The 16175-nt window shown below is 70.2% G+C and carries 14 protein-coding genes and 1 riboswitch; of the genes, 4 read left to right on the top strand and 10 right to left on the bottom strand.

All coding sequences use genetic code 11. The features are described from left to right. Positions 1-59: 59 nt before the first annotated feature. The 10 genes from OG389_RS26395 to OG389_RS26350 all read right to left on the bottom strand — a co-directional run bounded on the left by OG389_RS26395 (position 60) and on the right by OG389_RS26350 (position 10973). Complete coding sequence (locus OG389_RS26395) at positions 60-932, bottom strand: thioesterase family protein (protein ID WP_328300930.1); 873 nt, start codon at positions 930-932, stop codon at positions 60-62. Between the two features lie 112 nt (positions 933-1044). Next, entirely contained in the window at positions 1045-1701 is a 657-nt protein-coding gene (locus OG389_RS26390; RefSeq protein ID WP_328300929.1) for a trimeric intracellular cation channel family protein, read from the bottom strand. A 264-nt stretch (positions 1702-1965) separates the two neighbouring features. Next, complete coding sequence (locus OG389_RS26385) at positions 1966-3114, bottom strand: ABC transporter ATP-binding protein (RefSeq protein ID WP_328300928.1); 1149 nt, start codon at positions 3112-3114, stop codon at positions 1966-1968. A 5-nt stretch (positions 3115-3119) separates the two neighbouring features. Further along, on the bottom strand, positions 3120-4241 hold the full coding sequence (locus tag OG389_RS26380; protein ID WP_328300927.1) for an ABC transporter ATP-binding protein: 1122 nt from the start codon (positions 4239-4241) through the stop codon (positions 3120-3122). Next, positions 4238-5236 (bottom strand): ABC transporter permease, encoded by a 999-nt coding sequence (locus OG389_RS26375; RefSeq protein WP_328300926.1) that lies wholly within the window; start codon positions 5234-5236, stop codon positions 4238-4240. Before OG389_RS26375 ends, OG389_RS26380 begins: the two co-directional genes overlap by 4 nt. A gap of 126 nt (positions 5237-5362) precedes the next feature. Further along, positions 5363-7123, bottom strand: a complete 1761-nt coding sequence (locus OG389_RS26370; RefSeq protein ID WP_328300925.1) for an ABC transporter substrate-binding protein — start codon at positions 7121-7123, stop codon at positions 5363-5365. A gap of 106 nt (positions 7124-7229) precedes the next feature. Further along, entirely contained in the window at positions 7230-8225 is a 996-nt protein-coding gene (locus OG389_RS26365; RefSeq protein ID WP_328300924.1) for an ABC transporter permease, read from the bottom strand. Between the two features lie 466 nt (positions 8226-8691). Next, complete coding sequence (locus OG389_RS26360; RefSeq protein WP_328300922.1) at positions 8692-9432, bottom strand: enhanced serine sensitivity protein SseB C-terminal domain-containing protein; 741 nt, start codon at positions 9430-9432, stop codon at positions 8692-8694. Between the two features lie 67 nt (positions 9433-9499). After that, positions 9500-10210, bottom strand: a complete 711-nt coding sequence (locus OG389_RS26355; RefSeq protein WP_328300921.1) for an enhanced serine sensitivity protein SseB — start codon at positions 10208-10210, stop codon at positions 9500-9502. 94 nt (positions 10211-10304) lie between these two features. Then, positions 10305-10973, bottom strand: coding sequence for an AAA family ATPase (locus OG389_RS26350; RefSeq protein WP_443059463.1), 669 nt, complete (start codon positions 10971-10973; stop codon positions 10305-10307). A 232-nt stretch (positions 10974-11205) separates the two neighbouring features. Further along, positions 11206-11309, top strand: a riboswitch (glycine riboswitch). Positions 11310-11493: 184 nt separating this feature from the next. Here OG389_RS26350 and gcvT point away from each other — a divergent pair. The 4 genes from gcvT (at position 11494) to OG389_RS26330 (ending at position 16162) form a co-directional block, all read left to right on the top strand. After that, positions 11494-12609, top strand: coding sequence for a glycine cleavage system aminomethyltransferase GcvT (gene gcvT, locus OG389_RS26345; RefSeq protein ID WP_328300920.1), 1116 nt, complete (start codon positions 11494-11496; stop codon positions 12607-12609). 81 nt (positions 12610-12690) lie between these two features. Then, positions 12691-13071 (top strand): glycine cleavage system protein GcvH, encoded by a 381-nt coding sequence (gene gcvH, locus OG389_RS26340; protein ID WP_328300919.1) that lies wholly within the window; start codon positions 12691-12693, stop codon positions 13069-13071. A gap of 14 nt (positions 13072-13085) precedes the next feature. Further along, a complete protein-coding gene (gene glyA, locus OG389_RS26335) occupies positions 13086-14342 on the top strand; it encodes a serine hydroxymethyltransferase (RefSeq protein ID WP_328300918.1) in 1257 nt (418 codons plus the stop codon). Between the two features lie 167 nt (positions 14343-14509). Continuing rightward, entirely contained in the window at positions 14510-16162 is a 1653-nt protein-coding gene (locus OG389_RS26330) for an APC family permease (RefSeq protein WP_328300917.1), read from the top strand. Positions 16163-16175 lie beyond the last annotated feature (13 nt).

The following is a 16175-nucleotide window of genomic DNA, read 5'->3' as shown; positions in this document are numbered from 1 at the left end:
CCCGGGGCCCTTGGGGCTCCGCGCCCCGCAGGGCCGACCGCCCCGCCCCGAGCAGCGCGTCAGGAAGTGGCCTCGGGGGCCACCCGCGGGGCGCGGGCCAGTTGGCGGGACTGCGCCACCAGCCGGTCCGCCGAGTCCCAGACCTCCGCGTCCTCCTCCAGGAAGCCCCCCGCCAGGTTGCGGGTGGTGATCGAGACCCGGAGCGGGCCGGGAGCCGGACGGTGGCGGATGTGGGTGGTGAGTTCCACCGTCGGGGTCCAGCCGAGGAGCCCGAGGTCGAAGGAGGTCGGCGGGAGCGCGTCCACCGCCAGGAGGAGGGAGAGGGGGTCCGCGTCGCGCCCGTCGGCGAGCTCGAACCAGGACCGCATCTCGCCCTTGCCCGACGGCCGTCCGACCGCCCAGCCGGCCGTCGCCGGGTCCAACCGCAGCCGGAGGCGGTCGACGATCGCCGAGCTGCCGGGGATCGGGGCCGGACCGGCCTCGGGGCCGAGGCAGTCCTCGTAGGCGGGGATGACGGGCGGGAGGGCCGTCGTGTGGACGGCGTCCGGGAGCGCCGCGAGCTCCCCGTACGAGGCCAGGACGCGGATCCGCTCGATCTCGGCGCCGTTCTCGTCGTACTGGAGGAGCGAGGCCTGGCCGGTGGAGAGCGTGCGGCCGACGCGTACGACCTCGGTGCGGATCACGGCGGGGCCGGGCACGGAGGAGGTCAGGTAGTGCGCGGAGACCGTGAAGGGGTCCGGGTGCGGCAGGGCCGCCGACAGGGCGCGGCCCACGAGGGCCAGGAGGTACCCGCCGTTGACGGCGGTGATGATCGTCCACCCGGCGGAGAGGTTCGCGTCGTACACCCCGGCCTCGCCCGCGCGGGCGGTGATGGCGGTGTCGCGGTCGAACTCGCTGTCGCCGATGGTGGCCGTGGCAGCTGCGTGTGACATGGAACGACCGTACACCGGGTACCTACTAAGCGGTAGCTTTTGTTGGTGCGGCCTGGTGGCCCGGTGGCTGGGGACCCTGCGGCCGGTGGCCCGGTGGCCCGTGCCCCGCCCGCTACGGCTCCTCCGCCACCGACGAGCGGCGGTTCCACGCGAGCGGGGCCCGCCAGTGGTAGCGGATCGCCAGCAGCCGCAGCACGAAGGTGGTGACGATCGCCAGCCCGGTCGTGACGGCGTTCAGGACGTCGAAGCTGATGAAGAGGGCCACCATCGAGGCGCCGATGACGGCCGGTACGGCGTACATCTCCCGGTCGCGCAGCAGCGACGGCACCTCGTTGACGAGCACGTCGCGCAGGACGCCGCCGCCGACGGCCGTCGCCAGCCCGAGCGCGGCGGACGCCGTGAGGCCGAGGCCGTACTCGTACGCCTTGGTCGTTCCCGTCACGCAGAACAGCCCGAGGCCGGCCGCGTCGAAGACGTTGATGGCGCGGTTGATGCGCTGGACCTCGGGGTGCAGGAAGAAGACGAACGCCGCGGCGATCAGCGGCGTGACGAAGAAGCCGAGATCGCCGAAGGCCGCGGCGGGGGTGGCGCCGATGACCAGGTCGCGGAAGAGGCCGCCGCCGAGGGCGGTGACGAGCGCGAGGACGACGATGCCGAAGACGTCGAAGTTCTTGCGGACGGCGAGCAGGGCGCCGGCCGTGGCGAAGACGAAGATGCCCGCGAGGTCCAGGGCGTGCTGGACTCCGGGCGGGAAGAGATCGTGGAGCACGGGGTCATTCTGCCGGTCGCCTGGCGGCGGGCTGGAACGGGTGGGGCGTGGCCCCGGCTGCGGGGTGTCTCCGCGGCCCCCGGGACGGCGTGCGGCTCCTCGGGGGTACGGACCGTGGACGGGTGCGGCGCCTCTGTCGGGGGCTCCACCCCCGAACCCCCGCCCCTCAATCGCCGGCGGGGCTGATTCTCTCCCGGCGGAGCCGGAAACCCCCGCGGAGACGCGAAACCCCGGCGGGGCCGAGCAGCCCCGCCGGGGTGGGGGTCAGTCCGTCGGGGTCGCGACGGCCGAATCGGCGCCCGGGAGGGACGGGTCGCCCGGGGCCTGGTCGGGGGCGTTCTCCGGGTGGTGGCAGGCCACCTGGTGGCCTGTCTTCAGGGCGACCAGCGGGGGCTCCTGCGTCGTGCAGATCTGGGTCGCCTTCCAGCACCGCGTGTGGAACCGGCAGCCGCTCGGCGGGGAGATCGGCGAAGGCACGTCGCCCTTGAGCAGGATGCGGCCGCTCTTGACCCCGCGCCGGCGCGGGTCCGGAACCGGCACGGCCGACATCAGGGCCGTGGTGTACGGGTGCATCGGCGCCTTGTACAGCGACTTGTTGTCCGCCAGCTCGACGATCTTGCCGAGGTACATGACCGCGATGCGGTCCGAGACGTGCCGGATGACCGACAGGTCGTGCGCGATGATCACGTACGTGAGGCCGAGCTCCTCCTGGAGGTCGTCCAGCAGGTTGACCACCTGGGCCTGGATCGACACGTCGAGGGCCGAGACCGGCTCGTCGGCCACGACCAGCTTCGGCTTCAGCGCCAGGGCCCGCGCGATGCCGATGCGCTGGCGCTGGCCGCCGGAGAACTCGTGCGGGTAGCGGTTGTAGTGCTCCGGGTTGAGACCCACCAGGGAGAGGAGGCGCTGCACTTCCGCCTTGAGGCCGCCCTCGGGATGGACGCCCTGGAGCTTGAACGGGGCCCCGACGATGGTGCCCACCGTGTGCCGCGGGTTCAGCGAGCCGTACGGATCCTGGAAGATCATCTGCACGTCACGGCGCAGCGGGCGCATGCCCGACACGCTCAGGTGCGTGATGTCCTTGCCCTCGAACTCGATCTTTCCGCCGGTCGGTTCGAGGAGCCGCATGATCAGCCGGCCCATCGTGGACTTGCCACATCCGGACTCGCCGACGATGCCGAGGGTCTCGCCGCGCCGAACGTCGAAGTCGATGCCGTCGACGGCCTTGACGGCCCCGGCCTGGCGGCGCAGCAGCCCCTTGGAGATGGGGAAGTGCTTGACCAGTCCGGTCACCCTCAGCAGCGGCTCCGGGGAGTCCACCGCCTGCGCGGGGACCACGACGCCGGTGGACTCCGCCGTCGTGTTGACATGGGGCACAGCGTTGTTGGGCACAGCGTTGTTGGGCTCAGCCATTTCGGTCACAGCTTCGGCGCAATCTCTTCGGTCCAGATCCGGTCCCGCTGCTCCGGGGAGAGGTGGCAGGCGGCCCAGTGGCGGCCGGCGCCCTCCGCCGACCGGTCGACCAGGGCGAGCTCGGGCCGCACGGTGCGCGTGACGTCACCCTTGGGCAGGTCGGCGTACGGGCACCGGGGGTTGAAGGCACAGCCGCTCGGGATGTTGATGAGGCTGGGCGGCGAGCCCTTGACCGGGATGAGGCGCTCGGTCTGGTCCCGGTCGATGCGCGGCATCGAGCCGAGCAGTCCCCAGGTGTACGGGTGGCGGGGCTCGTAGAACACCTTCTCCGCGCTGCCCCGCTCGACGCAGCGGCCGCCGTACATCACGAGGAGGTCGTCGGCCATCTCGGCGACCACGCCGAGGTCGTGCGTGATCATGATGACCGCGGAGCCGAACTCCTTCTGCAGGTCCCGGATCAGGTCGAGGATCTGCGCCTGGACCGTGACGTCGAGGGCGGTGGTCGGCTCGTCCGCGATGAGCAGGTCGGGGTTGTTGACCAGCGCCATCGCGATCATCGCGCGCTGGCGCATGCCGCCGGAGAACTCGTGCGGGTAGCTGTCGACCCGCTTGTGCGGCTCGGGGATGCCCACGCGGTCGAGGAGGTCCACGGCCCGCTTGCGGGCGGTCTTCTTGTCGACCTTGTTGTGGACCCGGTAGGCCTCGGCGATCTGCTTGCCGACCGTGAAGTACGGGTGCATCGCCGACAGCGGGTCCTGGAAGATCATCGCGATCTCCTTGCCGCGGAGCTTGCGCACCTCCTCCTCGGGGCTGGACAGCAGTTCCTTGCCGTCGAGCCAGATCTCACCGGAGATCCGGGCGCGCTGGCGGCCGTACTGGCCGACCCGGTGCAGGCCCATGATGCCCAGCGAGGTCACCGATTTGCCGGAGCCGGACTCACCGACGATGCCGAGGGTCTTGCCCTTCTCCAGCGTGAAGGAGAGCCCGTCGACCGACTTGACCAGGCCGTCCTCCGTGGGGAAGTGCACCTTGAGGTCGCGTACGTCGAGGAATGCGGTCGCCGGCGCGCCGGAGGCGACGGGCTCGTTCAGTGCGCCCGTCGCGGCGGGCGTCGTCGAATCGGTCATGACAGCCTCACTCGGGGGTCGATCACCGCGTACAGGAGGTCGACGACGAGGTTGGCGGCGACGACGAAGAAGGCGGCGATCAGGGTGATGCCGAGAATGACCGGCAGATCGTGATCGCTGATGGCACGGACGGCGTTGTAGCCGAGGCCGTGCAGCGAGAAGGTGCTCTCGGTGAGCACCGCACCGCCCACCAGGGCGCCCAGGTCGAGGCCGAGGACGGTCAGGATCGGGGTCATGGTCGAGCGCATCGCGTGCTTACCGATGACGACGGGTTCCGTCAGTCCCTTGGCGCGCGCGGTGCGGATGTAGTCCTCGTTGAGGACTTCGAGCATGGTCGCGCGGGTGAGTCGCGCGTACATCGCCGCGTAGAGGAAGGCGAGCGAGATCCACGGCAGCATCATGCCGTTGAACCACGCCCCCGGATCCTCGGCGAAGGTCTTGCTCGGCCTCTCGAACCAGCCGAGCTGGTCGGAGAAGACGGCGATGGCGAGCATGCCGGTGAAGTAGATCGGCAGGGAGACGCCGGCGAGGGCCAGGCCCATCGCCGAACGGTCCAGGACCGTACCGCGCTTGAGGGCGGAGATGATGCCGGTGGCGACACCACCGATCACCCAGAGCACGACGGCGCCGGCGGCGAGCGAGAGGGTGACGGGCAGCCAGTCGGTCAGCAGCGGCCACACCTCCTGCTCGGTCTTGAAGGAGTAGCCGAAGCAGGGCGCGGCGCATTGCGTGACGTCGTTGCCGTTGGCGTACGTACGACCCGCCACCAGCCCGACGACGAACTTGCCGAACTGGACGAGGATCGGGTCGTCGAGACCCATCTTCTGCCGGATGCCCTCGATGGCGGCGGGGTCGGACTGCTTGCCGACGAAGTACAGGGCAGGGTCCGTCCCGATCAGCTTCGGGAAGAGGAAGAAGATTCCGAAGGTCACCAGCGTGATGACCAACAGCATGACGATGACGGCGAAGATCCGCCGGATGAGATATGCAAGCACTGCGCTCGGCCTGGCTGCGGCCCGGGGGCGCCCTCTTCTGGAGAGCGTCCCCGAGCCGCCACCGCGGCCATCACCTGCCCTTCGTGCCTAGCGGGTGTGGCACTGGAACTGAATCGGACGGTTTGTCTACTGGACGCCGAGCGAGGCGTAGTCGTACCGGCCGTTGTACGCGTCGGTGGTGTAGACGTTGGTCAGGCGGCTGCTGCGCCACGAGATCGTCTTGTCGTAGACGAAGGGCAGGTAGACCGCGGCCTCGGAGACCTTCTGGTTCATCTGCTTGTAGATGTCACCGGCCTTGGCCGGGTCGGTCTCCGCGATGGCCTTGTCGAACAGGGCGTTGATCGCGGGGTCGTTCAGCTCGGAGAAGTTGTTGTTGCCGCTCTGCAGGATGAAGCGACCGTCGACCAGCGGCTGGGAGAAGCCCTGACCGGTCGGGAAGTCGGCGCCCCAGCCCATGATGATGATGCCGTAGCCCTTCTCCTTGACGACCTTCGGCGAACCGATGATGCCGGAGGTCTGGGCGCCGTCGAACTGGTCGACGTCGGCCTCGATGCCGACCTGCTTCAGGGCGTTCTGCAGGGAGACGGCCGTGGCGACCTCGACCGGCTTGTTGTTGCGGACCGCGATGGTGGTCTTGAAGCCGCTCTCCTTGCCGCAGGCCTTCAGCGCGGCCTTGGCCTTCTCGGTGTCCGGCTTGCCGTCGTTCTTCAGCACGTTGTACGGGTCGTACGCGCCGTCGGAGCCCTTGATGCCGAGCGGGAGCATGTTGGGGGCGATGTCGCCACCGGCCTGCGGGCCGCCGCGGGCGGTCTGCAGGGACTTGTGGTCGGCCGCGTAGATGACGGCCTTGCGGCACTCGATGTTGTCGAACGGCGCGACGGTCTGCGGCATGACGGCGTACCGGATGAATCCGGTCTGGCCGTTGTCCAGGTTTTCCTTGTGCTCCTTCAGCGCGGTGGCGCGGGCCGCCTGGCCGATGCCGGTCGCGTTGATGTCCAGGTCGAACTCGCCGTTCATCAGGCGCTTGTCCATGTCGTCCGCGTTCGCCATGAACGTGACCGAGATGGAGTCCGGGAGCGCCGCGCGGATCTTGTCCGACTCGGGCTTCCAGTTCGCGTTGCGCGAGAGCTTCATGCTCTTGTTGGGCTCGTACGAGTCGATCTTGTACGGGCCGCTGGAGAAGGGCTTGAGGCCGTACTTGGCCGCGGTGTCCTTGTCCTGCTTGACCGGGCTGGCGGCCGGCATGGCCAGCATCTGCTCGAAGTCGCCGTTGGGCGCCGGGAGCTTGAAGACGATGGTCTTCGCGTCCGGGGTCTCGATCGCCTTGAGGCCGAGCTTGTCCGGGCTGGTGTCCTTGTACGGGCCCGGGTACTCGGTCTTCGGGTCGAGGACCTGCATCAGGTAGACCGGGCCGCCGGAGATGACGTCCTGGGCCCAGGTGCGCTCGATGCCGTACTTGATGTCCTGGGCGGTGACGGGGGTGCCGTCCTCCCAGGTCACGTTGTCCTTCAGGGTGTACTTGTAGGTCTTGCCGCCATCGCTGATCTCCGCGTTCGCGGTGGCCAGGTCGGGGACGAGCTCGGTGCTCTTGGAACCCGGCTCCGGCTTGAAGCTGACCAGCTGGCGGGTGTAGTAGCGGGAGAAGTCCCACATGAAGCCGTAGTAGCCGCGCTGCGGGTCCCACGAGTCGGCTTCCTGGGTACCGACGAACTTGAGCTCGCCGCCCTTGGCGGTCTTGGCGTTGGCGACCTTGCCTATGGCGGCGTTGAAGCCGCCCGCGGCGGCGGGCTTCTCGTCGGTCTTCTTGTCGCTGCCGCCACAGGCGGTCGCGGCCAGCATCGTCGCGAGCACGACTGCCGTGCCGGCGGCAAGCTTGCGCTTGGACATGCGATGGGTAGTCACGATGCTCGCAACCCTCCGTTGTGATTCCGGTTCGAAGCCGGGTTCCGGTGTGCCCTGTGGATCTGACCTGCGGGATGACCTGCGGGGTCGGCTAACGGGAGCCCTTCGGGTCGAGGGCGTCGCGGACGCCGTCGCCGAAGAGGTTGAAGGCCAGCACGGTGATGAAGATCGCCGTACCGGGGAAGATCATGAAGAGCGGATCGTCCTCGTAGGTGCGCACGGCCGTCGAGAGGGTCTCGCCCCAGGACGGTGTGGGCGGCTTGACGCCGACACCCAGGAAGCTGAGCGCCGCCTCGGTCAGCACGTTGGTGGGGATCATCAGCGTCGTGTAGACGGTGATCGGCGCCACCAGGTTGGGGAGCAGCTCGCGGAAGAGGATGTACGCCCGTCCCGCGCCCAGGCTGCGCGCGGCCTCGACGTACTCCCGCTCGCGCAGCGACAGGGTCTGCCCGCGGACGATGCGGCCGATGTAGGGCCACCCGAAGAAGCCGATGACCAGGATCAGGACCCACATCCGCAGGTTCGAACCCTCAACGCCCCAGAGGCTGTTGGGGACGACCGACACCAGGGCGATGATGAAGAGCAGCTGCGGGAAGGCCAGCAGCAGGTCCATGACCCGGCTGATGAGGGTGTCGACCCAGCCGCCGAAGTATCCGGAGACGACGCCGAACAGGGTGCCGAGACCGACCGCCACGGCGGCGGACAGGAAGGCGACCAGCAGGGAGATGCGGGCGCCGTAGACGATCCGGCTGAACACGTCGCGGCCGTTGACCGGCTCGATGCCGAGCAGGAAGTCGCCGCTCATACCGCCGCGGGGGCCGGCCGGCAGGCCGAGCAGCGGGTCGAGGAGATCCTCGTGCGGCTCCTCCGGCGGGTGGCCGAGGAGCGAGACGATCAGCGGCGCGAAGACCGCGACGAGGATCAGCAGGAGCACGACGACACCGCCGGCCAGCGCGACCCTGTCGCGCTTGAGCCGCGTCCAGGCGATGCGGCCGGGTGAGCGGCCTTCGATGGCCTTGGCGGGGACGTCGGCTACGGACACGGGTGCGGGTGTCTCCGCGCTCATGTCGTGCAGTGGTGCCGTCATCGTGGTGGGGACCCCTCTCGGCCGACGGGTGGGCCGGCCCATGCCCGCCGCTGTGGCGGCGTTGGTGCGGAGTGGCGCTCGGAGTGCGAGGTGCTGCGAGTGCTGCAAGTACTGCGAGGTACCGCGAGGTGCTGCGGGTACCGCTTCGGATTTCCTGTGGCGGATTCACTCCTGGAGGACTGACCCCGCTCTTGGGTGGGGAGTCTTCATCGGGCGCTCGATCAGCCGCCAGACCCGCAGGTGAATGGATGCGCAACCGTGATCTGAGGGTCGAGTTCCCGTTATCCGGACTTCACTGCCGGCTCAGCGGAGCAAGACCGTCTGTTCGGTACGGAATCGGACATGGCGCCCAACTCGGCGTACTAGCATGCCTATTGGGCGTACATCAACGTCGAAATCAGGACAACGCAAAGGCCGCACGGAACGACTGTTCCGTGCGGCCTCGGGCTGACTTGGCTGCGATGTCTCAGTAGGCGGGCGCCTGTCCCTCACGGTCGTAGAAGGGCCTGGTTTGCGCCCTCAGCCACATCGCCACCGGATCGTGCTCGTCCGCGAGCGCGACCGTGCACACGGGCACCCCCTCGGGGACCGCGCCGACCGACTGGCGCATCATCTCCCGTACGGATTCCAGCGCGTGCGCGGAGGCGTCGTACAGGTCGAGCCCGACGGCGAGGTACGGGGACCCCAGCGCCGGCTGCACCCAGGCGCGGCGCAGCGAGCGCACGGCGGGCGTGCGGTGCGCGTGCTGCGTGAGCAGCCCGTAGAACTGCGGAAGCTCGATGGCGGGTTCGGACAGCCGCAGCGGGCCGGCCGGCATCCGGTCCAGGCCGGTGGCGATCCGGCGCAGGTCGGCCCAGGGGATGCCGACGCCGCCGCCCTGGGCGTGCGGATTGAGCCACAGCCCCCAGCGGTCGGGGTACAGGGCGCGGGCGATGTCCCGGCCGGTGACCACCTCGTACCCGCGGTTCCAGCCGCTGACGGCCAGCTCCTGCGGGGAGGTCACGCAGGGCGCGTACCCGATGCCCTCGACCTCCATGCCACCGTACTGGGCGTCCGAGGAGCCGGGCCGCCCCTGCCAGAGCAGCATCCACAGCCGTCCCTCGGCCAGGGCGTGCAGAAGGGACTCGTAGCTCTCGTAGCGCCCGGGAGTCACCTGGCGCAGCATGTGCTCGACCTGCCCGACCGCGGCCGTGCCTGACGCACTCACCCGGTACCCCTCTTCGTTTCTTCGTCCGCCCGTCGTCCACGCGTGTCGGCCACCAGCTTAAGCGTGCCTACGACAGGTAGAAGGGGCGTACGCGCTCACGAATAAAGTCGACGACCGGGTCCTCGGCGGCGTCCAGCAGGATCAACTGCACCGGCCAGGGCGGAGGGACGCGGGTCAGGGCCCGGCCCAGCGCGTCCATCGGGGCATTTCGCATACCGGGCTCCCATCCCACCAGGTGGACACCGATGTACAGCTCCGGCGCCCCCGCCTCGACGCTGGCGAGGCAGCGGTACGCGGCCGCGACCACTCCGGTGGCACGGAACTCCTCGGCGGCGGCGGTCAGGAAGTCGACCGGGTCCTCCTGCCAGTCGGGCTCGAAGAGCCGGACCCGGCCCCCGGTGGCGGACCCGTCGAGCGGGCTGCGGCCGGCCCGGCAGAGCTCCGCGACGGCGGGCGGGGGCAGCGGCACGCCGACGGACCCCTCGGGGTTGAGCGCGATGCCGAGCTGCGGGGGCAGGCCCCGGGCGAACTCCACGGCGGGGGCCACGGCGAAGTCCATGGCGGGTCCGGCGCAGGCGCGGAACTGCTCCGCGGAGCTGTAGACGGGCACGTAGGCGGCACCGTTGATCTCCATGGTGGGCAGGTTCAGGCTGCCCACCCCGCCGGGCAGCGGGATCCAGACCTGGCTGCGCCCGAGCACCTCGAGGATCCGCCCCCCTGCGCCGGGCTGCCCGAGCGCCGCCCCGAGCACCTGCTCCAGCTCGTTCCCCGGCCACATGTACGCCTCCGCTTGCTCGCTCCTGGTCTCGCCCGAGGTTAACGGGCGGGGCCGGCGGCCCCGCCGGGGGCTCGGGTGCCCTCACCGGGCGCCCTCAGTGGAAGCCGATCTCCGTCAGCCGGGACGCCGCCGGGCGGTCCAGCAGGGTCACCGAGGCGCAGCCGGCCGGCGGGCGGCCCGACTCGGCCTCGCGCAGCAGCCGGGCCACCGCGCCCCGGTGCCGGGCGAAGGCGTACGCCGACACGCCCCGGCCCCGCGCCGCCTGCCCGGCCCGGGCCTCCTCGGGGGTGGTGTCCAGCAGCACCAGGTGCAGCGCGCGCCCGCGCCGCCGGGCGGCCGCGGCGAGCAGGGCCCGTACCCAGCTCTGCGTACCGCAGTCGTGGACGACGGCCGGGGCTCCGGAGCGGAGCACCCGCCACAGTCCCCAGTAGTGCGCGATCCGGACGGCCGGTCGGTACACCGCGTACGGCAGGGCGGCCGGCATCCGGCGCTCCCACCGCTCGCGCGCGTCCTGGGAGTCGATGCCGCCGCCCGCAGCGGCCCGCTTGATCAGGGTGCTCTTCCCGCCGCCGGGCAGTCCCGAGACCACCACGACGTCCCCGTCCGCGAACCGGAGCCGGGTCGGGCCCCCGGGCCCGCGCAGGTCCCGTACCGGAGCGGGCCGGCCGCCGGCGCCCCCGGAGGCCCCGCGGACCCCCGCCGCTCCCGGCGCCGCCGCTCCCGCGGCCCGTGCGGCACCGCGCTGTGTCGGTACTCCGGCCACCACGCCCTCGCCGGTGAACGTCCCCGTAATCGCCAGTACTCCGAATCTCCGCACAGTGATCGCCTCCCCCGCGCCGGGCCACCAGGACCCGGTCCCCCTGAGTGTAAAGAGACGGTAATCCGGGACCTCCGGTTCCGCTCCGGTTCGCTCCGCTTCCGGCCCCCCTCCCCCATTCGGCCGCACGCCGTGCAATGATGTGCGCCATCTGGACACCAACTGCATACCGGCCGCTTGAATCCGCGCGGGAGAGTCCCGGCACGCCGCAAGGCGCTGCCCGGGCGCCGAAGGAGCAAGTACCTCCCTTGAATCTCTCAGGCCCCGTACCGCGTGGATGAGGCAGATCTGAAAAGCGAGCCGCGTCACCGCCCGTGAGGGCACCGGCGCCGGCTCCACCCAAGGTGCAAGTCGAAGACCTTCCCCTGGAAGCGGGGAACTCTCGGCGAACCTCTCAGGTTCCGATGACAGATGGGGAGGAACTCCTCCTCGTCATGTCATGCCCTGGGACCCGGGAGCCACACCCATGAGCACTGCCCCCCGCCTGACCGCCCTCGATGCGCTGCACCGTTCCCTCGGTGCGACCATGACCGATTTCGCGGGCTGGGACATGCCCCTGCGGTACGCCAGCGAGCGCGACGAGCACAACGCCGTCCGCACGAAGGCCGGTCTGTTCGACCTCTCCCACATGGGCGAGATCACCCTGACCGGCCCCGAGGCCGTCAAGGTCCTGGACTACGCGCTGGTCGGCAACATCTCCACCGTCGGCGTCGGCCGCGCCCGCTACACGCACATCTGCCAGGAGGACGGCGGGATCCTCGACGACCTGATCGTCTACCGCCTGGGCGAGACCGAGTACATGGTCGTCGCGAACGCCTCCAACGCCCAGGTCGTCCTCGACGCGATCACCGAGCGCGCCGCCGGCTTCGACGCCGAGGTCCGCGACGACCGCGACGCGTACGCGCTGCTCGCGGTGCAGGGTCCGGAGTCCCCCGGCATCCTCGCCTCGCTCACCGACGCCGACCTGGACGGTCTGAAGTACTACGCCGGCCTGCCCGGCACGGTGGCCGGGGTGCCCGCGCTGATCGCGCGTACCGGCTACACCGGCGAGGACGGCTTCGAGCTGTTCGTCGCCCCCGAGCACGCCGTGGAGCTGTGGCAGGCGCTGACCAAGGCGGGCGAGGGCGTCGGCCTGGTCCCGGCCGGTCTGTCCTGCCGCGACACCCTGCGCCTGGAGGCGGGCATGCCGCTGTACGGGCACGAGCTGACCACCTCCCTCACCCCGTTCGACGCGGGGCTGGGCCGGGTCGTGAAGTTCGAGAAGGAGGGCGACTTCGTCGGCCGCGCCGCCCTGGAGGCCGCCGCCGAGCGCGCCGCCACCAATCCGCCGCGCAAGCTGGTCGGCCTGATCGCCGAGGGCCGCCGCGTCCCGCGCGCGGGCTTCTCCGTGACCTTCGACGGCCAGGTCGTCGGCGAGGTCACCTCGGGTGCCCCGTCCCCGACACTGGGCAAGCCGATCGCGATGGCCTATGTCGACGCGGCACACGCCGCGCCCGGCACCTCCGGCGTCGGCGTGGACATTCGCGGTACGCATGAGGCGTACGAGGTCGTGGCCCTGCCGTTCTACAAGCGGCAGAAGTAACCCTTCACCTCACCTCGGCATCCGCGTCGCAGGCAAGACCACCGTTCGTATCCACTCCCCCGCATCCAGGAGAATCAGGTCATGAGCAACCCCCAGCAGCTGCGTTACAGCAAGGAGCACGAGTGGCTGTCGGACGCCGAGGGCGGCGTCTCGACGGTCGGCATCACGGAGTTCGCGGCCAACGCGCTCGGTGACGTCGTCTACGCCCAGCTTCCCGAGGTCGGCCACACGGTGACCGCGGGCGACACCTGTGGCGAGCTGGAGTCGACCAAGTCGGTCAGCGACCTGTACTCCCCCGTCACCGGCGAGGTCATCGAGTTCAACCAGGACGTCGTGGACGACCCGTCGCTGGTGAACTCGGCCCCCTTCGAGGGTGGCTGGCTCTTCAAGGTGCGCGTCACGGAGGAGCCGGCCGACCTGCTCTCCGCCGACGAGTACGCCAAGCTCACCGCCGGCAACTGACCCAGGGAACCCTGATGTCTGTACTGAACACTCCCCTCCACGAGCTCGACCCGGACGTCGCCGCCGCCGTCGACGCCGAGCTCGTGCGCCAGCAGTCGACCCTGGAAATGATCGCGTCGGAGAACTTCGCTCCGGTCGCCGTCATGGAGGCCCAGGGCTCGGTCCTGACCAACAAGTACGCCGAGGGCTACCCCGGCCGCCGCTACTACGGCGGCTGCGAGCACGTCGACGTCGTCGAGCAGATCGCGATCGACCGCATCAAGGCGCTCTTCGGCGCCGAGGCCGCGAACGTGCAGCCCCACTCGGGTGCGCAGGCGAACGCGGCCGCGATGTTCGCGCTGATCAAGCCGGGCGACACGATCATGGGTCTGAACCTGGCCCACGGCGGTCACCTGACCCACGGCATGAAGATCAACTTCTCCGGCAAGCTCTACAACGTGGTTCCGTACCACGTCGACGAGACCGGCGAGGTCGACATGGCCGAGGTCGAGCGCCTCGCCAAGGAGTCCAAGCCGCAGCTGATCGTCGCCGGCTGGTCCGCCTACCCGCGCCAGCTGGACTTCGCCGCCTTCCGCCGCATCGCGGACGAGGTCGGCGCGTACCTGATGGTCGACATGGCGCACTTCGCCGGCCTGGTCGCCGCGGGTCTGCACCCGAACCCGGTACCGCACGCCCACGTCGTCACCACCACCACGCACAAGACCCTCGGCGGTCCGCGCGGAGGTGTCATCCTGTCGACGCAGGAACTGGCCAAGAAGATCAACTCCGCGGTCTTCCCGGGCCAGCAGGGCGGCCCGCTGGAGCACGTGATCGCCGCCAAGGCGGTCTCCTTCCTGGTCGCGGCCTCGCCCGAGTTCAAGGAGCGCCAGGAGCGCACCCTGGAGGGCGCGAAGATCCTCGCCGCCCGTCTGGTCCAGGACGACGTCAAGGCCGTGGGCGTGGACGTCCTCACCGGCGGCACCGACGTGCACCTGGTCCTGGTCGACCTGCGCAACTCCCAGCTGGACGGTCAGCAGGCCGAGGACCGCCTCCACGAGGTCGGCATCACGGTCAACCGCAACGCCATCCCGAACGACCCGCGGCCGCCGATGGTCACCTCGGGCCTGCGGATCGGCACGCCGGCGCTGGCCACCCGCGGTTTCGACGCCGAGGCCTTCACCGAGGTCGCCGAGATCATCGCGCAGGCGCTGAAGCCCGCCTACGACGCGGACGACCTGAAGGCGCGCGTCTCGGCGCTCGCCGCGAAGTTCCCGCTGTACCCGACGCTCTAGGCACCGGCCTGGGGAGGGCCCGGCACTGTTTTGCACAGGGCCGGGCCCTTCTCATGACCAAAGCCCCCGGTGGATGCGGTCCATCGCCACTGAATAAGCCAAAAAATGGCAAATAGGCTCCGAATAAAGGAAGCACCGCACCCCAGGCAGGACGGACAGCACACCTCATGGACATGAGCGCGGCCAACAGGAAGGGGCTCAGCCTCTTCGCCCTGATCATGATCGGGCTCGGCTCGATCTTCGGCTCCGGGTGGCTCTTCGGCGCGGGCCAGGCGGCCGCGGTCGCCGGGCCGGCGGCCATCGTCGCCTGGGTCATCGGAGCAGTCTTCATCGGCATGATCGCCATGTCGTACGCGGAGGTCGGCGCCGCCTACCCGCTGCCCGGCTCGATGGCCCGCTTCGGCACCATCTCGCACGGGCCGGTGCTGGGCTTCATCACCGGCTGGGCGGTCTGGATCGCCATCGCCGCGCTGATCCCGATCGAGTCCATCGCCGGTACCCAGTACATGTCGTCCTGGAACTTCGGCTGGGCCAGGGGCCTGGTCGAGAACGGCGGCCTGACCACCTCCGGCATGGCGATGGCCCTGTTCCTGACCGTGGCGCTGTGGCTGGCCTGCTACTGGTCGGTGGCCCTGCTCGCCAAGGCGAACAACCTGCTCACCCTGGTCAAGTTCGCCATCCCGGTGCTCGCCGTCATCGCCCTGATCGCCTCCGGCTTCCACACCGGCAACTTCACCGACCACGGCGGCTTCGCCCCCAACGGCTGGTCCGCGGTCATGACCGCCGTCACCACCTCCGGTGTCGTCTTCGCCTTCAACGGCTTCCAGGCCGTCGTCAACCTCGGCGGCGCCGCCAAGAACCCCGGCCGCGCCATTCCGCTGGCCCTGGTCGGCGCGCTCTCCCTGGGCCTGGTCATCTACCTGGCCCTGCAGATCGCCTTCATCGGCGGCGTCCCGCCGGAGAAGCTGGCCGAGGCCGGCGGCTGGAGCGGCATCAACTTCTCCTCGCCGTTCGCCGACCTCGCCAAGATGCTGATGCTGCACTGGGTCGTCACGATGCTCCAGTTCGGTGCCTTCATCTCGCCGTCCGGCGCCAACATCGGCAACGTCGCGTCCGCCTCCTACATGGCGCAGAACCTCGCGGACACCGGCTTCTTCCCGAAGAAGATCCGCGAGGTCCACCCCAAGTACGGCACCGCCCGTCCCGCGATGTGGCTGAACCTCGGCTTCTCGGTCCTGCTGCTGGTCACCGTCGGCCACAGCTGGGAGGCCCTGGCCAGCGTGGTCTCCGCCGCGATGGTGGTCTCGTACCTGATCGGCCCGATCGCGGTCGGCGTCTTCCGCCGGACCAAGCCCGAGCTGCCGCGCCCCTTCCGCCTGCCGGCCGCGAAGATCCTCTGCCCGATCACCTTCGCCTTCGCCGCCTGCGCCCTGTACTGGTCCAAGTGGCCGGACACCGGCAAGGTGGTGCTGCTCACCCTGGTCGCCGCCCCGATCGCGGCCGTGGTGCTCAAGCGCAAGGGCGAGAAGAACCTGGCCAAGCAGTTCGCCCCGGCCTGGTGGATGATCGCCTTCCTGCTGTGGCTGGGCACGCTGTCGGCGCTCGGCAGCAAGGAATTCGGCGGGCACGGGATCATCCCGGGCGGCGTGGACATCGCCGTCGTGGGCCTCTCGGCCCTGGGCTTCTACTTCTGGGCCGTACGGTCCGGGGTCAAGGCCCACTACGCGGGCCTGCCTGGCCCGGACCCGGTCCTGGACGCCGCCCCCGCCGGGGAGGCCGACGCTGCCGACGCACCGGAGCGCGAACTGACCCACGCCTGATCCCCACCCGCAC

Origin of the sequence: Streptomyces sp. NBC_00435 (assembly GCF_036014235.1) — a bacterium.
In the GTDB taxonomy this organism is placed as follows: Bacteria; Actinomycetota; Actinomycetes; order Streptomycetales; family Streptomycetaceae; genus Streptomyces.
The sequence above is the reverse complement of the archived record's forward strand: the minus strand, read 5'-3'. Positions and strand labels throughout refer to the sequence as shown.

Excerpts from the sequence above, each read along its gene's own strand:
- OG389_RS26355 (WP_328300921.1), bottom strand. The coding sequence starts at position 10,210 with ATGTGGCCGGGGAACGAGCTGGAGCAGGTGCTCGGGGCGGCGCTCGGG.
- OG389_RS26365 (WP_328300924.1), bottom strand. The coding sequence starts at position 8,225 with ATGACGGCACCACTGCACGACATGAGCGCGGAGACACCCGCACCCGTG.
- OG389_RS26370 (WP_328300925.1), bottom strand. The coding sequence starts at position 7,123 with ATGTCCAAGCGCAAGCTTGCCGCCGGCACGGCAGTCGTGCTCGCGACG.
- gcvT (WP_328300920.1), top strand. The coding sequence starts at position 11,494 with ATGAGCACTGCCCCCCGCCTGACCGCCCTCGATGCGCTGCACCGTTCC.
- OG389_RS26395 (WP_328300930.1), bottom strand. The coding sequence starts at position 932 with ATGTCACACGCAGCTGCCACGGCCACCATCGGCGACAGCGAGTTCGAC.
- gcvH (WP_328300919.1), top strand. The coding sequence starts at position 12,691 with ATGAGCAACCCCCAGCAGCTGCGTTACAGCAAGGAGCACGAGTGGCTG.
- glyA (WP_328300918.1), top strand. The coding sequence starts at position 13,086 with ATGTCTGTACTGAACACTCCCCTCCACGAGCTCGACCCGGACGTCGCC.
- OG389_RS26385 (WP_328300928.1), bottom strand. The coding sequence starts at position 3,114 with ATGGCTGAGCCCAACAACGCTGTGCCCAACAACGCTGTGCCCCATGTC.
- OG389_RS26330 (WP_328300917.1), top strand. The coding sequence starts at position 14,510 with ATGGACATGAGCGCGGCCAACAGGAAGGGGCTCAGCCTCTTCGCCCTG.
- OG389_RS26380 (WP_328300927.1), bottom strand. The coding sequence starts at position 4,241 with ATGACCGATTCGACGACGCCCGCCGCGACGGGCGCACTGAACGAGCCC.